The 17,925-nt window shown below is 61.6% G+C and carries 13 protein-coding genes; 7 read left to right on the top strand and 6 right to left on the bottom strand.

Features of this window, described 5'->3' with window-relative positions; genetic code table 11:
* The first annotated feature begins 236 nt into the window (after positions 1-236).
* Together E5K02_RS02055 and E5K02_RS02050 are read left to right on the top strand one after the other, a co-directional pair.
* Complete coding sequence (locus E5K02_RS02055) at positions 237-560, top strand: hypothetical protein (RefSeq protein WP_135391644.1); 324 nt, start codon at positions 237-239, stop codon at positions 558-560.
* Between the two features lie 195 nt (positions 561-755).
* A complete protein-coding gene (locus tag E5K02_RS02050) occupies positions 756-2,936 on the top strand; it encodes a bifunctional alpha,alpha-trehalose-phosphate synthase (UDP-forming)/trehalose-phosphatase (protein ID WP_135391643.1) in 2,181 nt (726 codons plus the stop codon).
* 124 nt (positions 2,937-3,060) lie between these two features.
* On the opposite strand, the gene E5K02_RS02045 is transcribed toward E5K02_RS02050, so the two are convergent.
* Complete coding sequence (locus E5K02_RS02045) at positions 3,061-4,095, bottom strand: LLM class flavin-dependent oxidoreductase (RefSeq protein ID WP_135391642.1); 1,035 nt, start codon at positions 4,093-4,095, stop codon at positions 3,061-3,063.
* Positions 4,096-4,451: 356 nt separating this feature from the next.
* Here E5K02_RS02045 and gndA point away from each other — a divergent pair, with 356 nt between their 5' ends.
* From gndA to pgl, 3 genes are read left to right on the top strand one after another with little or no spacing between them, the layout of a single operon-like run.
* Positions 4,452-5,951, top strand: coding sequence for an NADP-dependent phosphogluconate dehydrogenase (gene gndA / locus E5K02_RS02040; protein ID WP_135391641.1), 1,500 nt, complete (start codon positions 4,452-4,454; stop codon positions 5,949-5,951).
* Between the two features lie 33 nt (positions 5,952-5,984).
* On the top strand, positions 5,985-7,499 hold the full coding sequence (gene zwf, locus E5K02_RS02035; protein WP_135391640.1) for a glucose-6-phosphate dehydrogenase: 1,515 nt from the start codon (positions 5,985-5,987) through the stop codon (positions 7,497-7,499).
* Entirely contained in the window at positions 7,486-8,235 is a 750-nt protein-coding gene (pgl, locus tag E5K02_RS02030; RefSeq protein ID WP_135391639.1) for a 6-phosphogluconolactonase, read from the top strand. The genes zwf and pgl overlap by 14 nt, the downstream gene beginning before the upstream one ends.
* Before the next feature lie 11 nt (positions 8,236-8,246).
* Here pgl and rpiA read toward each other — a convergent pair whose 3' ends face one another.
* From rpiA to E5K02_RS02010, 4 genes are all read right to left on the bottom strand, one after another.
* Entirely contained in the window at positions 8,247-8,996 is a 750-nt protein-coding gene (gene rpiA / locus E5K02_RS02025; protein ID WP_135391638.1) for a ribose-5-phosphate isomerase RpiA, read from the bottom strand.
* A gap of 147 nt (positions 8,997-9,143) precedes the next feature.
* Complete coding sequence (locus tag E5K02_RS02020) at positions 9,144-9,326, bottom strand: hypothetical protein (RefSeq protein WP_135391637.1); 183 nt, start codon at positions 9,324-9,326, stop codon at positions 9,144-9,146.
* 46 nt (positions 9,327-9,372) lie between these two features.
* Entirely contained in the window at positions 9,373-10,029 is a 657-nt protein-coding gene (locus E5K02_RS02015) for a beta/alpha barrel domain-containing protein (RefSeq protein ID WP_135391636.1), read from the bottom strand.
* A gap of 62 nt (positions 10,030-10,091) precedes the next feature.
* Positions 10,092-11,876: a glycoside hydrolase family 15 protein gene (locus E5K02_RS02010; RefSeq protein ID WP_135391635.1), complete on the bottom strand. Its 1,785-nt coding sequence runs from the start codon at positions 11,874-11,876 to the stop codon at positions 10,092-10,094.
* 188 nt (positions 11,877-12,064) lie between these two features.
* Between E5K02_RS02010 and E5K02_RS02005 the strand changes: the two genes are divergently transcribed.
* Both E5K02_RS02005 and E5K02_RS02000 read left to right on the top strand, forming a co-directional pair.
* Positions 12,065-12,802 (top strand): TVP38/TMEM64 family protein, encoded by a 738-nt coding sequence (locus tag E5K02_RS02005; protein WP_135391634.1) that lies wholly within the window; start codon positions 12,065-12,067, stop codon positions 12,800-12,802.
* A gap of 112 nt (positions 12,803-12,914) precedes the next feature.
* A complete protein-coding gene (locus E5K02_RS02000) occupies positions 12,915-15,071 on the top strand; it encodes a hypothetical protein (RefSeq protein WP_135391633.1) in 2,157 nt (718 codons plus the stop codon).
* 106 nt (positions 15,072-15,177) lie between these two features.
* On the opposite strand, the gene E5K02_RS01995 is transcribed toward E5K02_RS02000, so the two are convergent.
* Positions 15,178-17,898: a PAS domain S-box protein gene (locus tag E5K02_RS01995; protein WP_135391632.1), complete on the bottom strand. Its 2,721-nt coding sequence runs from the start codon at positions 17,896-17,898 to the stop codon at positions 15,178-15,180.
* Positions 17,899-17,925 lie beyond the last annotated feature (27 nt).

The raw sequence follows: 17,925 nt of genomic DNA, 5'->3' as shown, positions 1-17,925 counted from the left end.
AAAGTACCGGTCCGAATTTATCTCCTGCTCGGTATAAACCCCTAATTTTAGATAAAAAATACCCCAAATAGTTCTACCAACCTCCACCGTAGAGGGCCACTTCTATAAAGTGGAGGAAGCGACGTGGGCGGGAATACTTAATTAAAATTATTCTAAATAACACTTGCTCTTCTGGGATTAGCCACTACATTTGGGTTATATCTAGACAAATTCTAAATAACAACCCACCCCGTTTTATGCGCCAGTACTTGCACCACAATGATTTCGGCTGCATTTCCCGCTGCCCCACGGGCTGCTGCTTACACGTCTACTTCGGCAATGTGGCGCTGTGCCTGCAAACCGATGAGCTCGAGGAATGGAGACGTATGACGGCCGAGCTTTACGGCAAGCACGCACCTTTGCTCTCCGACCCCAGCAGCCGGTGCATTACGCTACCAGGCCCGGTGGCGTATCAGGCCTTTGTGTTTTCCTTGGAAGAAGTGTTTCTACTTCACGACTTACTGATAAGCGCGGGGCTGCTGCTTGAAGCCGAGCTAATATTGGCCAGCAGCACGCTGTAAGTAACGAGAAGCAACGGGCGGCCTCGCTATTTTCCCTTGCATAACCCTTAGCATATATTACTGTATATCAGCTAGTAATGACGCTACCTAAAAGAATATTACTGTCGAGCCAGGAGGAGACTGGGGGCTTTTTTTTGGGCGCAAACCCATTTTCCTCCGTAAGCACAGGGCAAAAGAATACGAAGCACAACGCTTATGTCCCGCACGATTATCGTTTCCAACCGCCTTCCCACGAAAGCACACCGCACTGAGGAAGGCCTGCATTTTACCCCGAGTGAAGGGGGCCTGGCAACTGGTTTGGGCTCCATTTATCGGGCTGATGGCAACATTTGGGTAGGCTGGCCCGGCCTGGAAGTGGAAGACCCCGAGGAGCAGCACGCCGTGACGGAGGAGCTGCGCAACGACAGTATGGCCCCCGTTTTTCTGAGCCAGGAAGAAATCCAGAACTTCTACGAAGGCTTCAGCAACGAAACTCTGTGGCCCACTTTCCACTATTTCAGTCAGTACGCCGTGTATGAGCAGTCGTACTGGGAAGCCTACGTGAGCGTGAATGAGAAATTCTGCCGGGCTATCTTGGCATTGGCTGGCCCCGAAGACACCATTTGGGTGCACGACTACCAACTCCTGCTGCTACCCCAGATGCTGCGCCAGGCCCGGCCCGACAGCAGCATCGGCTTTTTCCTGCACATTCCGTTCCCTTCCCACGAACTGATTCGCGTGCTGCCCTGGAGCAAACAGCTGCTCGAAGGTATGCTCGGGGCCGACTTGATTGGCTTCCACACGTATGGCTACATGCGGCACTTTCTTAGCTCCGTGGCCCAGATTATCGGCTATCCCAGCCAAAACGGCCTGATCGAAGCCGGACAGCGCAGCGTACTCGTGGATGCTTTCCCCATGGGTATCGACTACGACAAGTATGCGCAAGTGGCCGAATCACCGGAGGCGCGCGAAAGTGAGGAGCTCTACCGCGAAGCCACCGGCGACGCCCGCGTGATTTTGTCGATTGACCGGCTCGACTACACCAAGGGCATTGCCGAACGGCTACGGGCCTATGAGCAGATGCTGCAGCTCTATCCCGAATGGCGCGAACGGGTGACGCTGCTGATGCTGGTAGTGCCCTCCCGCGACCAGGTAGAGAAGTACAAAGAGCTCAAGGTGGAAGTCGATGAGCTGGTGGGCCGTATCAACTCGCAGTACCGCACTATCAGCTGGACGCCTATTCAGTATTTCTACCGCTCTTTTCCGCTGGAGCACTTGTCGGGGCTGTATCGCTTGGCCGAGGTGGCGCTGGTAACGCCCATGCGCGACGGGATGAACTTGGTGGCCAAGGAGTTTGTGGCCAGCAAAGGCGACCAGGCTGGCGTGCTGATTCTCAGTGAGCGGGCCGGAGCCGCCCGGGAACTGTCGGATGCCATTATCATCAACCCAACTGATACCCGGGAGCTGGCCGAAGCCATGCACGAAGCCCTGGTGATGCCCGAAGACGAGCAGCGCCTGCGCATGAGCAACATGCAGGCGCTGGTAAGCCAGTACAACGTGTATCAGTGGGTGAAGCTGTTTATGGACCGCTTGGCTTATATCAAAATTAAGCAGCAGACCCTGGCTACCGAAACCCTGGGCGAAACAGCAATCCAGCAGATGCGGACCGATTTTGACAAGGCCCAGCGGCGCATCCTGTTTCTGGACTACGACGGCACCCTGGTTCCGTTTAGCAAAAACCCGCAACATGCCCGCCCCGACGACGAGTTGCGTTACCTGCTCAGCTCCCTCAGCGCCGACTCCCGCAACCGGGTCGTTATCATCAGCGGCCGGGACCGGAATACGCTCTTCAATTGGCTCGGCGACCTGCCCGTGGACTTTATCACGGAGCACGGCGTGTGGCTCCGGGCCGCCGGTGAGGGCGAAGACTGGACCATGCTGCAGCCCCTGACCGACACCTGGAAAAAGGAAATCCGGCCTATCATGGAGTTGCTCGTGAGCCGTACCGCCGGGTCTTTCATTGAGGAAAAGGAGTATTCCCTGGTATGGCACTACCGCCGCGCCGACCTCGAGCTGGGGGCCGTGCGGGCCCGGGAACTGACCAGCCACCTCAACTTCCTGGCTTCGAATACCGATTTGCAGGTGCTGGAAGGCAATAAAGTGGTGGAAATCAAGAACGCCGGCGTCAATAAAGGAGCCGCCGCGGCCCGCTGGCTAGCCACCTACCCCGCCGACTTCGTGCTGGCCATCGGCGACGACCGAACCGATGAGGACACGTTCCAGGCCATGCCCGAGGAGGCCTACACGGTAAAAGTTGGGGAAACCGGCCGCTCGTTTGCGCGCTTCCACATCAGGTCGCACCAGGATGTGCGCCATACCCTACGGGCGTTGCTATAGCCCCGCTGCCCTAAGCCACTGTGCCGGCCTGATGCGTATTGTATTACTCACCTAAGTAAGCAGACACGCGCCAGGCCGGCATGCTATTGTTCGAACGCACCCAAGCCCAAGTGCCGGAAGCGCCTTATTTGCCGGCTTGCCGTAGCAAGGGAGCCACGCGGGTACCCAGCAGCTCGATGGCCTGCAGCAGCTTTTCGTGCGGCAACGTGGCTACATCAAGCTGAAAGGTGACCCGCGAAATACCACCCAGGGCCTCGCTATGCCGCAGGATTTTGGCCGCCACCTCCTCCGGATTGCCCACTAGCAGCGCCCCGAGCGGCCCCACCTGCGCCTCAAACTGGGGGCGGGTGATGGGCGAGCCGCCCCGCTCCCGGGCCCGGGCCGTGAAGGTGCGGGCATAGCCCGGATAAAAACTCTCGTGGGCTTCCCGGGTGGTTTCGGCCACGTAGCCGAGGGAGTGCAAGCCCACGGGCAGCTGCTCGGGCGTAAAGCCCGCCCGGCGGCCGGCTTCGCGGTACAAATCTACCAGCGGGCGAAACCGGTGGGTTTCGCCGCCGATGACGGCCACCATCAGCGGCAGCCCCAGCATGCCGGCCCGGGCAAAGGACTGCGGAGTGCCGCCCACGCCCAGCCAAATAGGTAGCTGCGGCTGCACGGGCCGCGGGTAGATGCCCTGCCCAGTTAGCGCGGGGCGAAACTTGCCCTGCCAGTGCGGGCGCTCCTCGGCCCGGATTTGCAGCAGTAGGTCGAGCTTCTCGGCGAAGAGCGCATCGTAGTCGTCGAGGTCGAAGCCAAACAGGGGAAAGGCTTCGATGGACGAACCCCGGCCCACTACCATTTCGGCGCGGCCCTGGGAAATCAGGTCGAGGGTGGCAAACTGCTGGAATACCCGCACTGGGTCGGCGGCGCTGAGCACGCTCACGGCGCTGGTCAGGCGGATGCGGGAGGTGCGGGCCGCCGCGGCCGCCAGAATAACGGCCGGCGCCGAGTCCAGATACTCGGGGCGGTGGTGCTCCCCGATGCCAAACACGTCGAGCCCGACCTGGTCGGCCCGCTCAATCCGGTCGAGCAGGTGGCGCATGGCCTCTACCCCGCTGGGGGTCTTGCCGGTGCCATTGTCGAGCAGGGCCGCGGCGAAACTATCGATACCTATTTCCATACTGCCACTGTATACCACCAGGCTATAGGTTATGTTTTTTGACGCTGACCGCCGGCATGGTGGCGGGAATAGCACCGGTTTTTTCAACGCAAAAACCAGTAGACATCCTATTGACTATCAATTTATTGCTTCTTGCCATCCCCTAGTGCAGCCCAACCATTGAAAACCCTGGCGGCTGATTTTACTTACTACGTTGGCTGAACAGCACTACCCGCCGCGGGCTTTCTCACCTGCTTCATCCCCACGTCTCGGTTAACAATAGCAATAGCCCTATACTTGCAGCCGCCCGCTTGCCCTTCGTCTGGCAGCCTAGCTGCGGCTACTTTCCCGTACTACACCTCTGAAAATTATTTCTGATGAGCGTACCTCCGACTACTTTTTCCTTTGGCATGATTGGCCTGGGCACGATGGGCCGCAACCTGCTGCTGAACCTGGCCGACCACGACTTTGCCGTGGCCGGCTACGACAAAGACGCGGCTAAAATCAGTTTGCTGGCCGAGGAAGGCGCCGGCAAGCCCGTGCAGGGCTTCACCAGTCTGCCCGAGTTTATCGGCAGCCTGAGCACGCCCCGGGCCATTATGATGCTGGTGCCGGCCGGCAAGGTTGTCGACAGCGTGGTGGAGGAGCTACAGCCCCTGCTGGCCCCGGGCGACATTCTCATCGACGGCGGCAACTCGCACTTCACCGATACCAACCGCCGCGCCGCGGCCCTGGCCGCCGCGGGCCTGCACTTCTTCGGCATGGGTATTTCGGGGGGTGAGGAAGGGGCGCGCTTCGGGCCCAGCATGATGCCCGGCGGCGACCGGCAGGCCTACCAGGTGGTGCAGCCCATGTTTGAAGCCATTGCCGCCCGCGTCGACGGGGAGCCTTGCGTGACCTACATCGGGCCGGGCGCGGCGGGGCACTTCGTGAAAATGGTGCACAACGGTATCGAGTACGGGCTGATGCAGCTTATTGCCGAAACCTACGAAATCATGCAGCGGGGCCTGGGCCTGGATAACGCGGCCATCGGTCAGGTCTTCGCCCGCTGGAACAGCGGCCGGCTACAGTCTTTCCTGCTCGATATTACCAAGGACATCTTCACCTTCCAGGCCCCCGGCACCGACCATCTGCTGCTGGACGATATCAAGGACGAGGCCCGCTCGAAAGGCACCGGCAAGTGGACTTCCCAAGTGGCCCAGGACCTGGAAATGGCTATTCCGACCATCGACACGGCCGTGGCCCTGCGGGACTTGTCGAAGTACAAAGCCCTGCGCGAGCAGCTGGCCCAGCTCTACAGCCCGGCTCCGGCCCAGTTTACCGGCAACTCCGACGCCTTTCTGGCCAGCCTGGAGCAGGCCTTTTACTTCAGCATGGCCCTAACCTACGCCCAGGGCATGCACCTGCTGAGCAAGGCCTCCCGCGACTTCGGCTACGACCTGCAGCTGGCCAATATTGCCAAAATCTGGCGCGGGGGCTGCATTATTCGCTCGGAGTTCCTAACTCACATTTTCAACGCCTACCAGCACAACTCCACGCTCGCGCACCTGCTGCTCGACGAGCAGGTACGTGCCCTGGTAAGCGCGGCCGTGCCGGGGGCCCGCGCGGTGGTAAGCGCGGCCGTGGCCGCCGGGGTAGCCGTGCCGGCTTACGCGGCTTCCCTGAGCTACTTCGACACCATCCGCAGTGCCCGCATGCCTTCGAACCTGATTCAGGCCCAGCGCGACTATTTCGGGGCCCACACCTACGAGCTCATTGGCAAGGAAGGCGTGTTTCATAGCCAGTGGACGCCCGCCCACGAGGACGCGGCCAACAAGCAGGACACCGTGGTGGAGCCCGGCAAGCAGGGCGAGCAGCCGGTTATTCCCAACAAGTAGGCTGTCGATTTACTACCCCTTAACCTGATTTGTATGAAGGCCACACTCACGTCGCAGCCCACAATATTTGTCATTTTCGGCGGTACCGGCGACCTGAATGCCCGCAAGCTGGCACCGGCGCTGTACCATCTGTTTCTGGACGGCTGGCTGCCCGAGCAGTTTGCCATCATCGGCACGGGCCGCACGAGCTTGTCGGACGAAGATTTCCGGGCCAAGCTGCTCAAAGACATCAACCAGTTTTCGCGCACTGGCAAGGCCGACAAAGCCCAGTGGGGCCGGTTTTGTGAGCACATCGTTTACCAGGTAGCCGACGTGAAAGATGCGGCCACCTATAAGGAGTTCGGCAAGCGCATCGAGGCGTATGAGAAGGACTGGAAAACGGCGGCCAACGTCATTTACTACCTGGCCGTGGCTCCCGAGTTCTTTCCCATTATTGCCTCCAACCTGGCCAAAAGCAACCTGACGGCCGATGCCGACCGCACGCGCATCGTCATCGAAAAGCCGTTTGGCCACGACCTGGAATCGGCGCGGGCCCTGAACCAGCTGCTGGGGCAGATTTTCAACGAGCGGCAGATTTACCGCATCGACCATTACCTGGGCAAGGAAACGGTACAGAACATCATGGCCTTCCGCTTTGCCAATGCCCTGCTGGAGCCGCTGTGGAACCGTAACTACATCGACCACGTGCAGATTTCGGTGACCGAGCAGTTGGGCGTGGGCGAGCGAAGCGGCTACTACGACGGGGCCGGGGCCCTGCGCGACATGATTCAGAACCACCTACTGCAGCTGCTGTGCCTGGTCGCCATGGAGCCGCCCATCAATTTCACGGCCGACGAGGTGCGCAACCGCAAGGTGGACGTGCTGCGGGCCATGCGCCGCTTCGGGCCCGACGAGGTGCGCGAGTCGGCGGTGCGGGGGCAATACGGCTCGGGCTGGATGGAGGGTGAGCAAGTGCCCGGCTACCGCGAAGAAGTGGAAGCCAACCCTACCTCAAACACCGAAACCTTCGCGGCCGTGAAGTTTTTCGTCGACAACTGGCGCTGGCAGGGCGTGCCCTTCTACCTGCGCACCGGCAAGCGGATGCACCGTTCGTCCTCCGTAATTACCATTCAGTTCAAGGACGCGCCCCACTACATCTTCCCGCCCGAAACGGCCGAAAGCTGGCAGCAAAACCGGCTCATTATCAGCATTCAGCCCGAAATGAGCATCCGCCTGCAGGTGCAGGCCAAGCGCCCGGGCCTGGATATGATGCTCAACACCGTGGACATGGTGTTCGACTACAAAGGCACCTACACAACCCAGACGCCGGAAGCCTACGAAACCCTGCTGCTCGACACCATGCTGGGCGACCAGACCCTGTTTATGCGGGGCGACCAAGTGGAAGCAGCCTGGGACCTGATTATGCCGATTCTGAACTCTTGGGAGGGCCGGGCCAGCCAGAGCTTCCCCAATTACTCGGCCGACTCCTGGGGGCCGGAAACGGCCGAAGCCCTCATTGCCCGCGACGGGTTCCACTGGTTTACCCTACCCCTCAATGGCAAGAAATAGCACGCCGCAGCTCCACGTTCAGCCCACCCCCGAAGCGGTGCTGCACGACGTAGCCCGCTTCTTCGTGACCCGGGCCCGGCAAGCCGTAGCCGACCGGGGCCGGTTTACCGTGGCCTTATCGGGGGGCAGCTCGCCCCGGAAGCTTTACGAGCTGCTGGCCTCGCCCGCCTACCGCACCCAAGTAGACTGGGCCAAGGCCTACTTCTTTTTCGGGGATGAGCGCAACGTGCCGCCTACCGACGCGGAAAGCAACTACCGCATGGCGGCCGAGGCGCTGCTCACGCCGCTGGGCCTTGCCGCGGGTCAGGTGTTTGCCATCGACACTTCCCAAGGGCCGGCCGAAGCCGCTCGGGCCTACACCCAAACCATCCAGGAGTTTTTTGGTCCCGAACCGGCCATTTTTGATTTGGTGCTGCTCGGGCTGGGCGACAATTCGCATACCGCTTCGCTATTTCCGCATACGCCCGTGCTGCACGAAGCGCTACCAGCAGCCCGGGAAGTGTACGTAGAGGAAAAGCAGACGTACCGCATAACCCTAACAGCCCCGCTGCTCAACCAGGCCCGGGCCGTGGCGTTTCTGGTGTACGGGGCCGACAAGGCCGCGGCGGTGCAGCATGTGCAGCACGGCTCGCGCAACGTAGAGGAGTTTCCGGCCCAGCTGATTGAGCCGGCTGGCGAGCTACACTGGTTTCTGGATGTAGCTGCCGCCGCGTTGTTGGTGCCCACCCATGAGTAGCCCGTGGCCTTTTAGGGCAGAGTGCTAAATGCGGCAGCCGGTGCCATCATTTGCCCGGGGCGCAGCACCACTACGCTCGTGCCCCGGGCTACGACGGCCGCCTGGGCCATACCCAGAAACAAGCCGTGTTCAACCACTCCCGGAATGGTCTTCAGGTGAGCGGCTAGTGCCGGAGCGTCCGACACAACCTGAAAGTGGCAGTCTACCAGCAGATTGCCCTGGTCGGAATGAGCGGGCTCGGCACCCGTGTGCGGGTGCATGCGGAGCACTGGCTCCCCGCCCAACTCTGCCACGGCATCCAGCACCCAGGGCAGGGCAAAGGGCACTACTTCGAGCGGCAGGGGAAATTGCCCCAGCTTGATGACCTCCTTGGAAGAGTCGGCAATGATGAGCAGGTAATCGGAGGCGGCAGCCACTATTTTTTCGCGCAGCAACGCCCCGCCCCCGCCTTTCAGCAGTTGCAGGTCGCCGTCCAGCTCGTCGGCCCCGTCTACGGTCAGGTCAAAGCGCAGCCCGCGCCGGGGCTCGACCAGCGGGATGCCGACTTCCCGGGCCAGCTGTTCACTGGCCAGGGACGTGGCCGTGGCCTCAATCTGGAGCTGGCCTTCCCGCACGGCGTCGCCCAGCAAGCGGATAAAGCAGGCGGCCGTGCTGCCGCTGCCCAGCCCCACGCGCATGCCGCTGCGCACCCAGCGCAGAGCCACTGCGGCGGCTAGCTGCTTTTCCTGGTTGAGGTTTTCGAGTTGTGCAGATGCTGCCATAGGATGGACCCGTTAGGTTCTTTTTTTAGCGCGACCAAGTGGCAAGATTACGGCACGGAGTCGGTTTTGCAACCATTTTCGTGCCGCACTGCTTTCCGGACCTTACGGCACCGGCCCTCCGGCCAGCCCAATCACAGGGTGATGCTGCTACTTCGGCCGGCGGAAATTGTAGGCCAGGGCCAGTGTAGTACGTAGGCAACGGCCATTCAAAAACCGGTTGGCATAAGGCGTCAACTCAAACACGACCTGCACGTTACGGTGGCCCGGCAACGGCTTGATACGGGCCCCGGCCGTTACCGAAAAGCCACTATGCCAGGGAATATTTCTCATGCTTTCGTGGGGCAGAATGCTGGGCGGGTAATTACCGCGCCGCTTACTACGCCGGGGTAGCCGGGCGCATGGCCGCTAGCAACTGCTCGACCTGGGTGGTTAGCGCCGCCGGATCATCGGTTTGCAGCATTCGGGAGTCAACTCCCACGCAGGTAGCGCCGACCTGCATCCAGGCGGCTACGGTGTCCGGGGTGGGATGAATGCCGCCGGTAGCCATGAAGCGCACCTGCGGCAAGGGAGCCCGCACTGTTTTCAGGTAGTTAGGACCCAGCATGGCCGCCGGAAACAGCTTGGCGAAGGTAGCCCCCAATCGGTCGGCCTGGTAAATTTCGTTTAGGGTAGAAACCCCGGGCAGCCAGGCCAAATCGTGCCGGTGGCAGAGCTCGGCCACCTCTGCCCCAATTATGGGCTGCACGATGTAGTCGGCCCCGGCCTCAATAAACCGCTCGGCCTCTTCGACGGTGTAAATCGTGCCGGCTCCCAGCATCAGATCCGGGTACTCGGCTTCCACAAACCGCTGCAGGTCGGCGAAGTTGGCAAAGGCGTTTGCCCCCCGGTTGGTAAACTCAAAGAGGCGTACGCCACCCTCGTAGCAAGCCTGCAGTACGCGCCGAGCATACGGTATTTCGGCGTGGTAAAACACCGGAATCAAGGGGCCTTGCACTGCCTTCGTGACGACATCTGCTTTGGTGAAACGGGCCATATGAAGTAAGATGAGTTAAAGTCAGGAATAAGGCACCCCATGCCCCGGCGCAAGCCCAGGGCTTACAGGAAGTTGGGCCGGTCAAGCTTTTTAGCAATGCGGTAGGCCGCGTTGACGAGGCCCACATGGCTGTAGGCCTGCGGGAAATTGCCCCACTGGGAGCCGGTGCGGGCGTCCACGTCTTCGCTGAGCAGGCCCAGGTGGTTGGTGTAGTTGAGCAGCTTATCAAATTCACGAGTGGCATCTTCCAGGCGGCCCACGCAGGCCAGGGCCTCCACGTACCAGAAAGAGCAGATCAGGAAGGTGGTTTCGGGCGTGCCGAAGTCGTCGGGGTGGCGGTAGCGGTAAAACAGACCTTCGGGCGTCTTCAGCTCTTTTTCCAGTTCCCGCAGGTGGGTTTTGGCCCGCTCGGAGTTGGGGTCGAGGTAGCCCATCAGAATCAGCTGCAGGCCGCTGGCGTCGAGGTGGGGCGAGCCGATGGCGTTGGTATACACGCCCCGCTCGGCATCGAAGCACTCCTCGATTTTCTGGGCCGCGGTGCGGGCCAGCTGCTCGGCCATGTCCTCAATGTCGCGGTTGCCGAGGTAGCGGGCCACCTTGCGGGCGGCATGGGCCCCGGCCCAGTGGAAGAGGTAGGTGTAGCAGTGGTACTGGGCAATGTGGCGGAACTCCCAGAGGCCGGCATCGGGCATCTCCATGGTTTCCTTAATCAGGCGCAGGGCCTCGTACATCATCCGCTCGGAGTCGGCCCGCTCGGCCCCTACAAAGCGGCGGTCAACGTAGAGCGGCAGTAAGGCCACCAGCACTTGCCCGTACACGTCGTTCTGGATGTGGGTGTAGGCGTCGTTGCCGATGCGCACAGGCTGGTTGCCCAGGTAGCCTTCCAGGGGCAATTCCTGTTCGATGAGCTGCGAGGCCCCGCTGATGCTGTAGAGCGGCTGGTACTTGTCGCGCACCTTGGTCGAAATGTTGGCGATGTAGTGGAAGTACCGCTCCATTTCCTCGAAGTGCCCGATGTTGTTGAAGGCCGTCAGGATGTAGTACGTGTCGCGCATCCAGCAGAAGCGGTAGTCCCAGTTGCGGGTGCTGCCGGGCGCTTCGGGCAAAGAGGTAGTAGTGGCAGCAATGATGGCGCCGGTGTCTTCGTACTGATGCAGCTTCAAAGCCAAAGCCGAGCGAATAACCTGGGTCTGGTAGAAGTTGCTGATGCTGGTGCTTTTCACCCAGCGCTGCCAGTACTGCACGGTTTTGCGCAAAAACTCCTCGGCCGTGCTGTGAATGGCGGCTTCCAGCGGGGCCCCGTAGGTGAGGACCAGGTAGCGGGTTTCGTTGAGCACAAACCCTTCCCCGTCCAGAATGTAAGTCAGGGGAATGTCGGTGGTCAGGCGCACTTCCTCCTCCATGCCCAGGAAGGCAATGTGGTTGGAGCTGCGCCGCCGCGTGAGCTGCTGCTGCCCGTAGTCGGCCACGGGGTTGCACACCACCTTCACCCGCGGCAAACCGGCCAGGGGCTCGATCTTGCGAATGAACATCAAGGGTTTGTAGTTCCGGTCGTACTGAGCGAAGCGCGGGGCGAAGTCAGTGACGCGGTAGCGCCCTTCCGCGTTTTCAATTTCGGTGCACAGCACGTTGGTATTCTCCAGGTAGTACTGCCGGGTGCGGTAGTCGGCCTCCTCGGCGGGCTTGATGCTAAACTCGCCGCCCTTGTGGGTGTCGAGCAGGGAGCCGAAAACAAAGCTGCTGTCGAAGCGGGGCCAGCAGAGCCAGGAAACGGAGGTATCTTGCTTAATCAGGGCGAGGTAGGCGCAGTTGCCCACCAGGCCCATGTCATAGGTATGTTTGCTCATTGCCGAAGAGTCAGGTAAGGCCCCGCGGGGCGCTAGTGGCGGAGTTTCGAGCTCCTTAGTACCCCATACGTGCCGGTCGGGTTGCCCCCAACTACCCGCCGAAGCCTGCGTAAACAGAAATCCGTCGGCTGCGCCAGGCTACCCACCGCGTCATTTTCCGGCTTTCCCTCACTTTTTGCTTGTCCGCTTTGGCTGCTTCTCCTTCTGAATCCTACCCTAAAAAATCCAGCCGCCTGCCGCTTTACCTGGCCGGGGGCCTGATCCTGGCCCTGGTGGCTTGCTACTTTCTGTGGCCCGCCTTCCAGACCGGGGCCCGGGAGGCCTTCACCGTGCTCAAAAGTGGCGACCATGACAAAGTATCGGCCTGGGTGCAGCAGTTCGGCTACTGGGGGCCCATCGTCATTGTGGGCGGCATGGTGCTGCAGATGTTCTTGGTGGTGGTCAACGTGGTGCTGCTCATCCTGGTGGCCATTCTGGCCTACGGGCCGTGGTGGGGCTCGTTGCTGGCGCTGGCGGGCGTGGTGGTGGCTTCCTCGGTGGGTTACTGGCTGGGCCACTCGGCCGGCGAAGCCTTTATCGGGCGCCTGATCGGGGAAAAGAATGAGAAAAAGATGGTGGACGAAGTGCAGCGCTACGGCACCTGGGCCGTGGTTATTGCCCGCCTCTCCCCCGCCCTGTCCGACGACGCGGTGAGCTTCGTGGCCGGGGTGGCCCGCCTGGGCTATTTTCGCTTTATCCTGGCCACGGTAGCCGGCGTGGTGCCCCTGATTGCGCTGCTGGCCTGGCTGGGCGAAGACAGTGACCGGCTCAAAACCGGCCTGTGGTGGGTGTCGGGCATCAGCCTGCTGCTGTTCGTGGGCTACGTGTGGTGGGACAAGCGCCGGGGGAAAAACCAGCCGGAACCGGCACTGGCCAAGAAAAACTAATAAGTTGGACGAAAACCGCCCGGATAGGATTCGGGAGCTGCTACCTTTGCGAGCGTAACCGGAAGCCGACTTGCCGGCTTGCCCGCTCCCCTCACCTCTGATGCAGTGCCCCGTGCGTTTTCTTCCGGGTTGTAGCTGGCTCGCCAGCTTAGCCGTCCTTCTGTGCCTGTCCGGGTCGGCCCGGGCCCAGACCCTGCCCTCCACCCCGCTGCTGCGCGACCTGGTGCTGCGCACCGACACGACGCGCTACGCGCTGAGCCGCAATACCATCGGCGTGCAGGGGGAACCCAATCTGTATTTTTACTACCGCCAAGACGACGAAACGGCCGAGCTGCTGGTGTACCCGCTGAGTTGGCAGGCCAAGGCCCCGCTGCGCCTGCGCCGCTCGGCCGACTTCGTGCTGCTCGACTCGCTCTCGGCCGTGGGTACCCAGTTTTACCGCACTAAAATCCGGTTTAAGGACCTGCCCGCGGCCCGCTTCCTGCAGCTTACCTTCACCCAGGCCGCCGACAGCGCCGGGCGCCCCCCGCTGGTGCAAACCGTGAACCTGCTGCCCGTGACGCGCACCACCCTGGAATTCAAGCCCACCGATACCGAGCTGTTTGTGGGCGAGGAAAAGGTGTTCGATTTGACCAGCAACAACCCTAAAAACATCCGGGTATCGACGGAGTGGACCAAGGGCCAGGACATCGACTGGCGCATTGTGCAGGAAAAAGGCCAACTGCGCCTGCGCGTGGTACCCAACGAGCTGGGCACCCGCCTGCTCACGGTACGCCCCCAAACCGAGCGGCCCTTCCTGACCGACAACAACCGCCGCCTGAGCTACGGCCTGCCCCCGCTGCGCCAGGAATTCACGGTGAAGGCCTCCCGCCTACGCTTTTTGAGCGTGGACAAAAAGGAAATTACCATGGATGAGCTTTCCCGCCGCAAGGGCGTGGAAATCATCCTCGACAACGGCCGCACCTTCGACTTGAAGCGCACCTACCGCATCGAGGACCAGGAGGAAGCCGGCGGGGCCCTGATGGCCGAGCTTTTCACCCGCCAGTACCTGACCAACGACCGGGTGCTGTGCTGGCTGCGCGTGTACAACACCCACCGCCAGAGCGACAGTTACCTCTACATCAAGGAAAACGACCAGGCCAAGTACATTACCAACTTCAACATCTCGCCCAAAACGGCCATCAGCAGCGTGCAGGTGCGCCACCGCGGCGGCGACTGGGGCCCGAGCCTGAACGTGAACCCCGGCGAAACGGTGGATGTGCGCCTGGAAGGCGAATCCTTGCAGAAGGCGCGCTTCCATTTCGAGGATGTGGCCATCATCCCTTCCGACTCCTCTATTCGCTCGGATGCGGCCGTCGTCTACCGCGTGCAAGTGCCCCAAACCATTGACAAGCGCCGCGTTACGATCTTCAACGCGGGCCAGCCCACGGGCTATGCTTTGTCGGTTAAGGAGTTTCAGCGGCCCCACCCGCTCGATTTTGTGGCCGTCAACTTCGGGGAAAGCCCCCGGGTGATTAACCGCCTCAACGGCCCCGTGCTCTACGACCGGACCATCTCGGACGTGGTCTTCAGCTTCAACCCCAACGGCATCGACACGGAGAGCCAGCTCTACGGCAAGCAGTACCTGACCTTCGACATCCGGACCCAGAACGCCAAGGGCGAGCTGATTGAGATGCGCACCCTGGACAACGTGGTGGTGTGCCCCGGCGACAACTCGGTGCGGGCCGCCTTCTACCAGGACAAGCAGTGCCAGGTGGGCAACATCAGCCTGAATAACCTGCTCAGCTCCCGCAAAACCTACGACCTGGACGACTGGAGCACCATCATCATCACCATCCGCCACAACCAAAGCCAGTACTCGGAGCCGGGCTTCACCCAGAAGCTGGAGCTGGTGCTTAAGCGCCGCATCAAGTTCGACATCGACGTGAGCTTTCCCGGCGGCCTGCTCACCAAGTACAAAGGCGAGTCGAGCTACACCTCCTTCGGGGGTATTTCGTTGGCCATGCTGGGGCAGCTGAGCTTCTACCACCCCGAGAAAATCAACCGCCTGCGCCCGTATAAGGTCGGGGCCGGCTTCGTGGCCCTCAACGCCTTCGACCTGAGCAAAAACGGCGGCAACCGCGACCTGGGCGTCGTGATTCTGGGCTCTATCTACCCCACCCGCCGCGACGCCAAGCTCACCTTCCCCCTCTACCTGGGCGGCGGCTACCTGCTCTCCAAAGGCGCGCCCTTCTTCCTGCTGGGGCCAGGCATCGGGGTAAGGCTGTAAGGCGCTATTGAGAGGTGATGGTGCTTTTTGTGTCTTTGCGAGGAGGTACGACGAAGCAATGACACAAAAAGCATTGCCCCGCAGCACATAATTCACCTTGCCGGCTTTACTTCACCACAATTTCAATGGTGATGATGGAGCCTTTGCCGGGGCGGGAGTCGACGAAGAGGGTGCCGCCGAGCAGGTCGAGGCGGTTGCGGATGCCGGCCAGGCCGATGCCTTTGCTGGGCGAGTCGCCGGGCTGCTGGTTGAAGCCCACGCCGTTGTCTTCGGCCGAGATGTGCAGGCGGCCTTCCTCGTAAACCACGTGAATAAAGGCCTCGTGGGTTTGGGCGTGCTTGATGATGTTGGACAACAGCTCCTGCACAATGCGGTACACGGCCACGTCGTAGAGGCGGGGCAAGGGCCGCTCCAGGCCCTGCAGGTGCATCTGCACGTCGAGCTGCTGCTTGGGAATACGCTTGACGAGCTCCTGCAGGGCTATTTTCAGCCCAAAGTCTTCCAGGATGCCGGGTGTGAGCTCATGGGAAATGCTGCGGGTGGTGCGGATGCCTTCGTCGATCAGGCTCAGGGCGGCTTCCCGGTTGCGGGCAGTGGTCGAACGGTTTTCCAGGTTGAGCCTGGCCGCGTACAGCAGCTGGCCCACCCCGTTGTGCAGGGCTTCGGCAATACGCTTGCGCTCGGCTTCCTGGGTCGTCAGGATGGCGGCCAGCACTTCCTGCTGCTGCTGCAGTTTCAGGCGGGTTGCTTCCTCGGTCATGCGCACCCGGTCGGTTACGTCGCGGATGATGACCAAGCCCCCGCTGATGCTGCCACTCGGGGAGGCCAGGGGCACAAAGTAGGACTCGAAGTGCCCCTCCTGGTGGTGAAAAGGCATGTCGTAGCGCATCATGCGCATGCCCTGCAACACCTCCCGCAGGGCCCGTTGCTGATCTTCGCTGGTATATTCCGGGAACAGCTCCTGCACCGACTGGCCCAGCACCTGCTCTTCCGACCGATCCGACAGCACTTCCTGCACCCGGTTCCAGGCCGTGATGCGCAGCTCCCTGTCGAAGGCCAGAATCCCGTCGACGCTGTTGTCGAGCAGGCTACGGGTAAACTCCTCTTCTCGCCGCAGCTGGGCTTTCACCTGCTCCGACTCGGTAACGTCGATGCCAAACAGAACGCCCTGCTGGCGCTGCTCATCGAAAAACCCGTACTGCTGAAAATAGGCGCGCTGCCCGGCCTGTTCGATGGCGCTAACGAACGACACCGGCTGACCGGTAAGCAGCACTTCCAGCGGACCGGCCAAATCGGGGAATACGTCGTCGAGGCGCTGGCCTTGCCAGGCATTGTCCGGAATCTGTAGGGGCCGCAGGGCCGCGCCGGTCAGCTCCAGGTACTCGTGCTGGTGGTTGAAACGGCTCAGCACCACCGGCAGATTCGCCAGAATATGTTCCAGCAGGCGGGTTTTGTAGGTCAGCTCGTCCTGGGCTTCGCGCCGCTCGGTCACGTCGCGCATCAAGCCCACAAACCGCGTCGGCTGGCCGTTGACATCAAGCATAATCTTGCCCACTGCCGACACGTAGTGCAGGCTACCGTCGGGCCAGATAATGCGGTGCTCCAGGTCGAAAGGCCCCTGCTGGGTAACGGTACGCCGCATAGCGGCCGCCACCCCGGGCAGGTCGTCGGGGTGAATAGCCTCCTGTAGCACCTGGAAGGGCGTGGGGTTGGCATCGTAGGCTCGCCCAAACACTTGCTGGGCCCGGGCATCCCAGTGGACTAGGTTGGTGGTGTAATCAAGCACCCACACGCCGGTATGGGAACCACGGAGAGCCATTTGCAGCCGCTCCTCGCTTTCCCGGATGCGGAGGTTGGCCTGCTTCTCGTCCGTCACATCGCGCCAGGTGGCGTGCACCAGCACTTCGTCGCTGCCGGGGTCGGGAATGGCCGTGAGCAGGATGTCTTCCCAGAACTCTTCGCCCGAGGCCCGCAGGCGGCACCACTCAAAGCGGCTATGGCCCCGGCGCAGGGCTTCGGCCCAGTACGCATTGGCCTGCAGCATCGAAAACTGGCCGTTGGGCTGCTTCTCGGGCGAGTAAGCCGAGGCGTGGCGCCCCAGCAGCTCTTCCTTGTGGCGCAGGCCCAGCAGGTGCAGGGCCGCCTCGTTGCAATCCACAAAGCGGTTGTCGCGCATGAGCAGCATGCCGTCCTGGCTGCGCTCAAATAGCACGCGGAAGCGCCTTTCACTTAGTTCCAGGGCCCGGCGGGTTTGGTACTGCTCAGTTACATCGGTAAGGGCCAGGCGGCAGCTGCTGATGGCTTGGTCCGGCTCTCCTTCTACCGCCCCTCCTTCTATCAGCACCTGAATGCGGGTGCCGTCGGCCCGGAGCAGGGTGGTTTCGTGGCTTTGGCGGGCGCCGGGGCGCAAGGCCCGGGCCAGAAACTGCCCAAACTCCATCCGGGCTTCGGGCGCCACAAATTGGCCCAGCCGGCGGCCCTGCAGCTGCTGGCGCGGTTGGTTCAGCAACTGGCTGCTGCGCAGATTGAGCTGCTCGATAGTGCCGTTGGCGGCCACGGTGCAGTAGCCCACCGGGGCAAACTCGTAGAGGTCCGTGAAGCGGTTGCGGCTGGCTTCGGCTTCGGCCTGGGTCAGCAGCAGCTCCTCGTACTGCATTTCCAGTTCTATCTGGTGCACCTGCAAGTCCTGCACCAGGCGCTGCACGTCGGCGGGCAGCTCGTCGCTCAGGCTCTGAGTCACCAGGCTTTTGCGCTTCTCCGCCCGGGCCCGTAGCTCCTGCAGAGCCGCGTGCACCGAGGAGGTTGGGTGGGGAGTGGGCGTATCCATATCAGCAAGCTAGGCAATCTGGCCGCA

The sequence above is a fragment of the Hymenobacter metallicola genome (assembly GCF_004745645.1).
GTDB classification, from domain to species: domain Bacteria; phylum Bacteroidota; class Bacteroidia; order Cytophagales; family Hymenobacteraceae; genus Hymenobacter; species Hymenobacter metallicola.
Note: the sequence above shows the minus strand (reverse complement) of the source record. Positions and strands in the feature narration are given on the sequence as shown.

Coding starts and splice junctions, on each gene's coding strand:
- E5K02_RS02020 (WP_135391637.1), bottom strand. CDS start 9,326: ATGAGAAATATTCCCTGGCATAGTGGCTTTTCGGTAACGGCCGGGGCC.
- rpiA (WP_135391638.1), bottom strand. CDS start 8,996: ATGGCAGCATCTGCACAACTCGAAAACCTCAACCAGGAAAAGCAGCTA.
- gndA (WP_135391641.1), top strand. CDS start 4,452: ATGAGCGTACCTCCGACTACTTTTTCCTTTGGCATGATTGGCCTGGGC.
- E5K02_RS02055 (WP_135391644.1), top strand. CDS start 237: ATGCGCCAGTACTTGCACCACAATGATTTCGGCTGCATTTCCCGCTGC.
- E5K02_RS02050 (WP_135391643.1), top strand. CDS start 756: ATGTCCCGCACGATTATCGTTTCCAACCGCCTTCCCACGAAAGCACAC.
- E5K02_RS02015 (WP_135391636.1), bottom strand. CDS start 10,029: ATGGCCCGTTTCACCAAAGCAGATGTCGTCACGAAGGCAGTGCAAGGC.
- E5K02_RS02045 (WP_135391642.1), bottom strand. CDS start 4,095: ATGGAAATAGGTATCGATAGTTTCGCCGCGGCCCTGCTCGACAATGGC.
- E5K02_RS02010 (WP_135391635.1), bottom strand. CDS start 11,876: ATGAGCAAACATACCTATGACATGGGCCTGGTGGGCAACTGCGCCTAC.
- pgl (WP_135391639.1), top strand. CDS start 7,486: ATGGCAAGAAATAGCACGCCGCAGCTCCACGTTCAGCCCACCCCCGAA.
- zwf (WP_135391640.1), top strand. CDS start 5,985: ATGAAGGCCACACTCACGTCGCAGCCCACAATATTTGTCATTTTCGGC.
- E5K02_RS01995 (WP_135391632.1), bottom strand. CDS start 17,898: ATGGATACGCCCACTCCCCACCCAACCTCCTCGGTGCACGCGGCTCTG.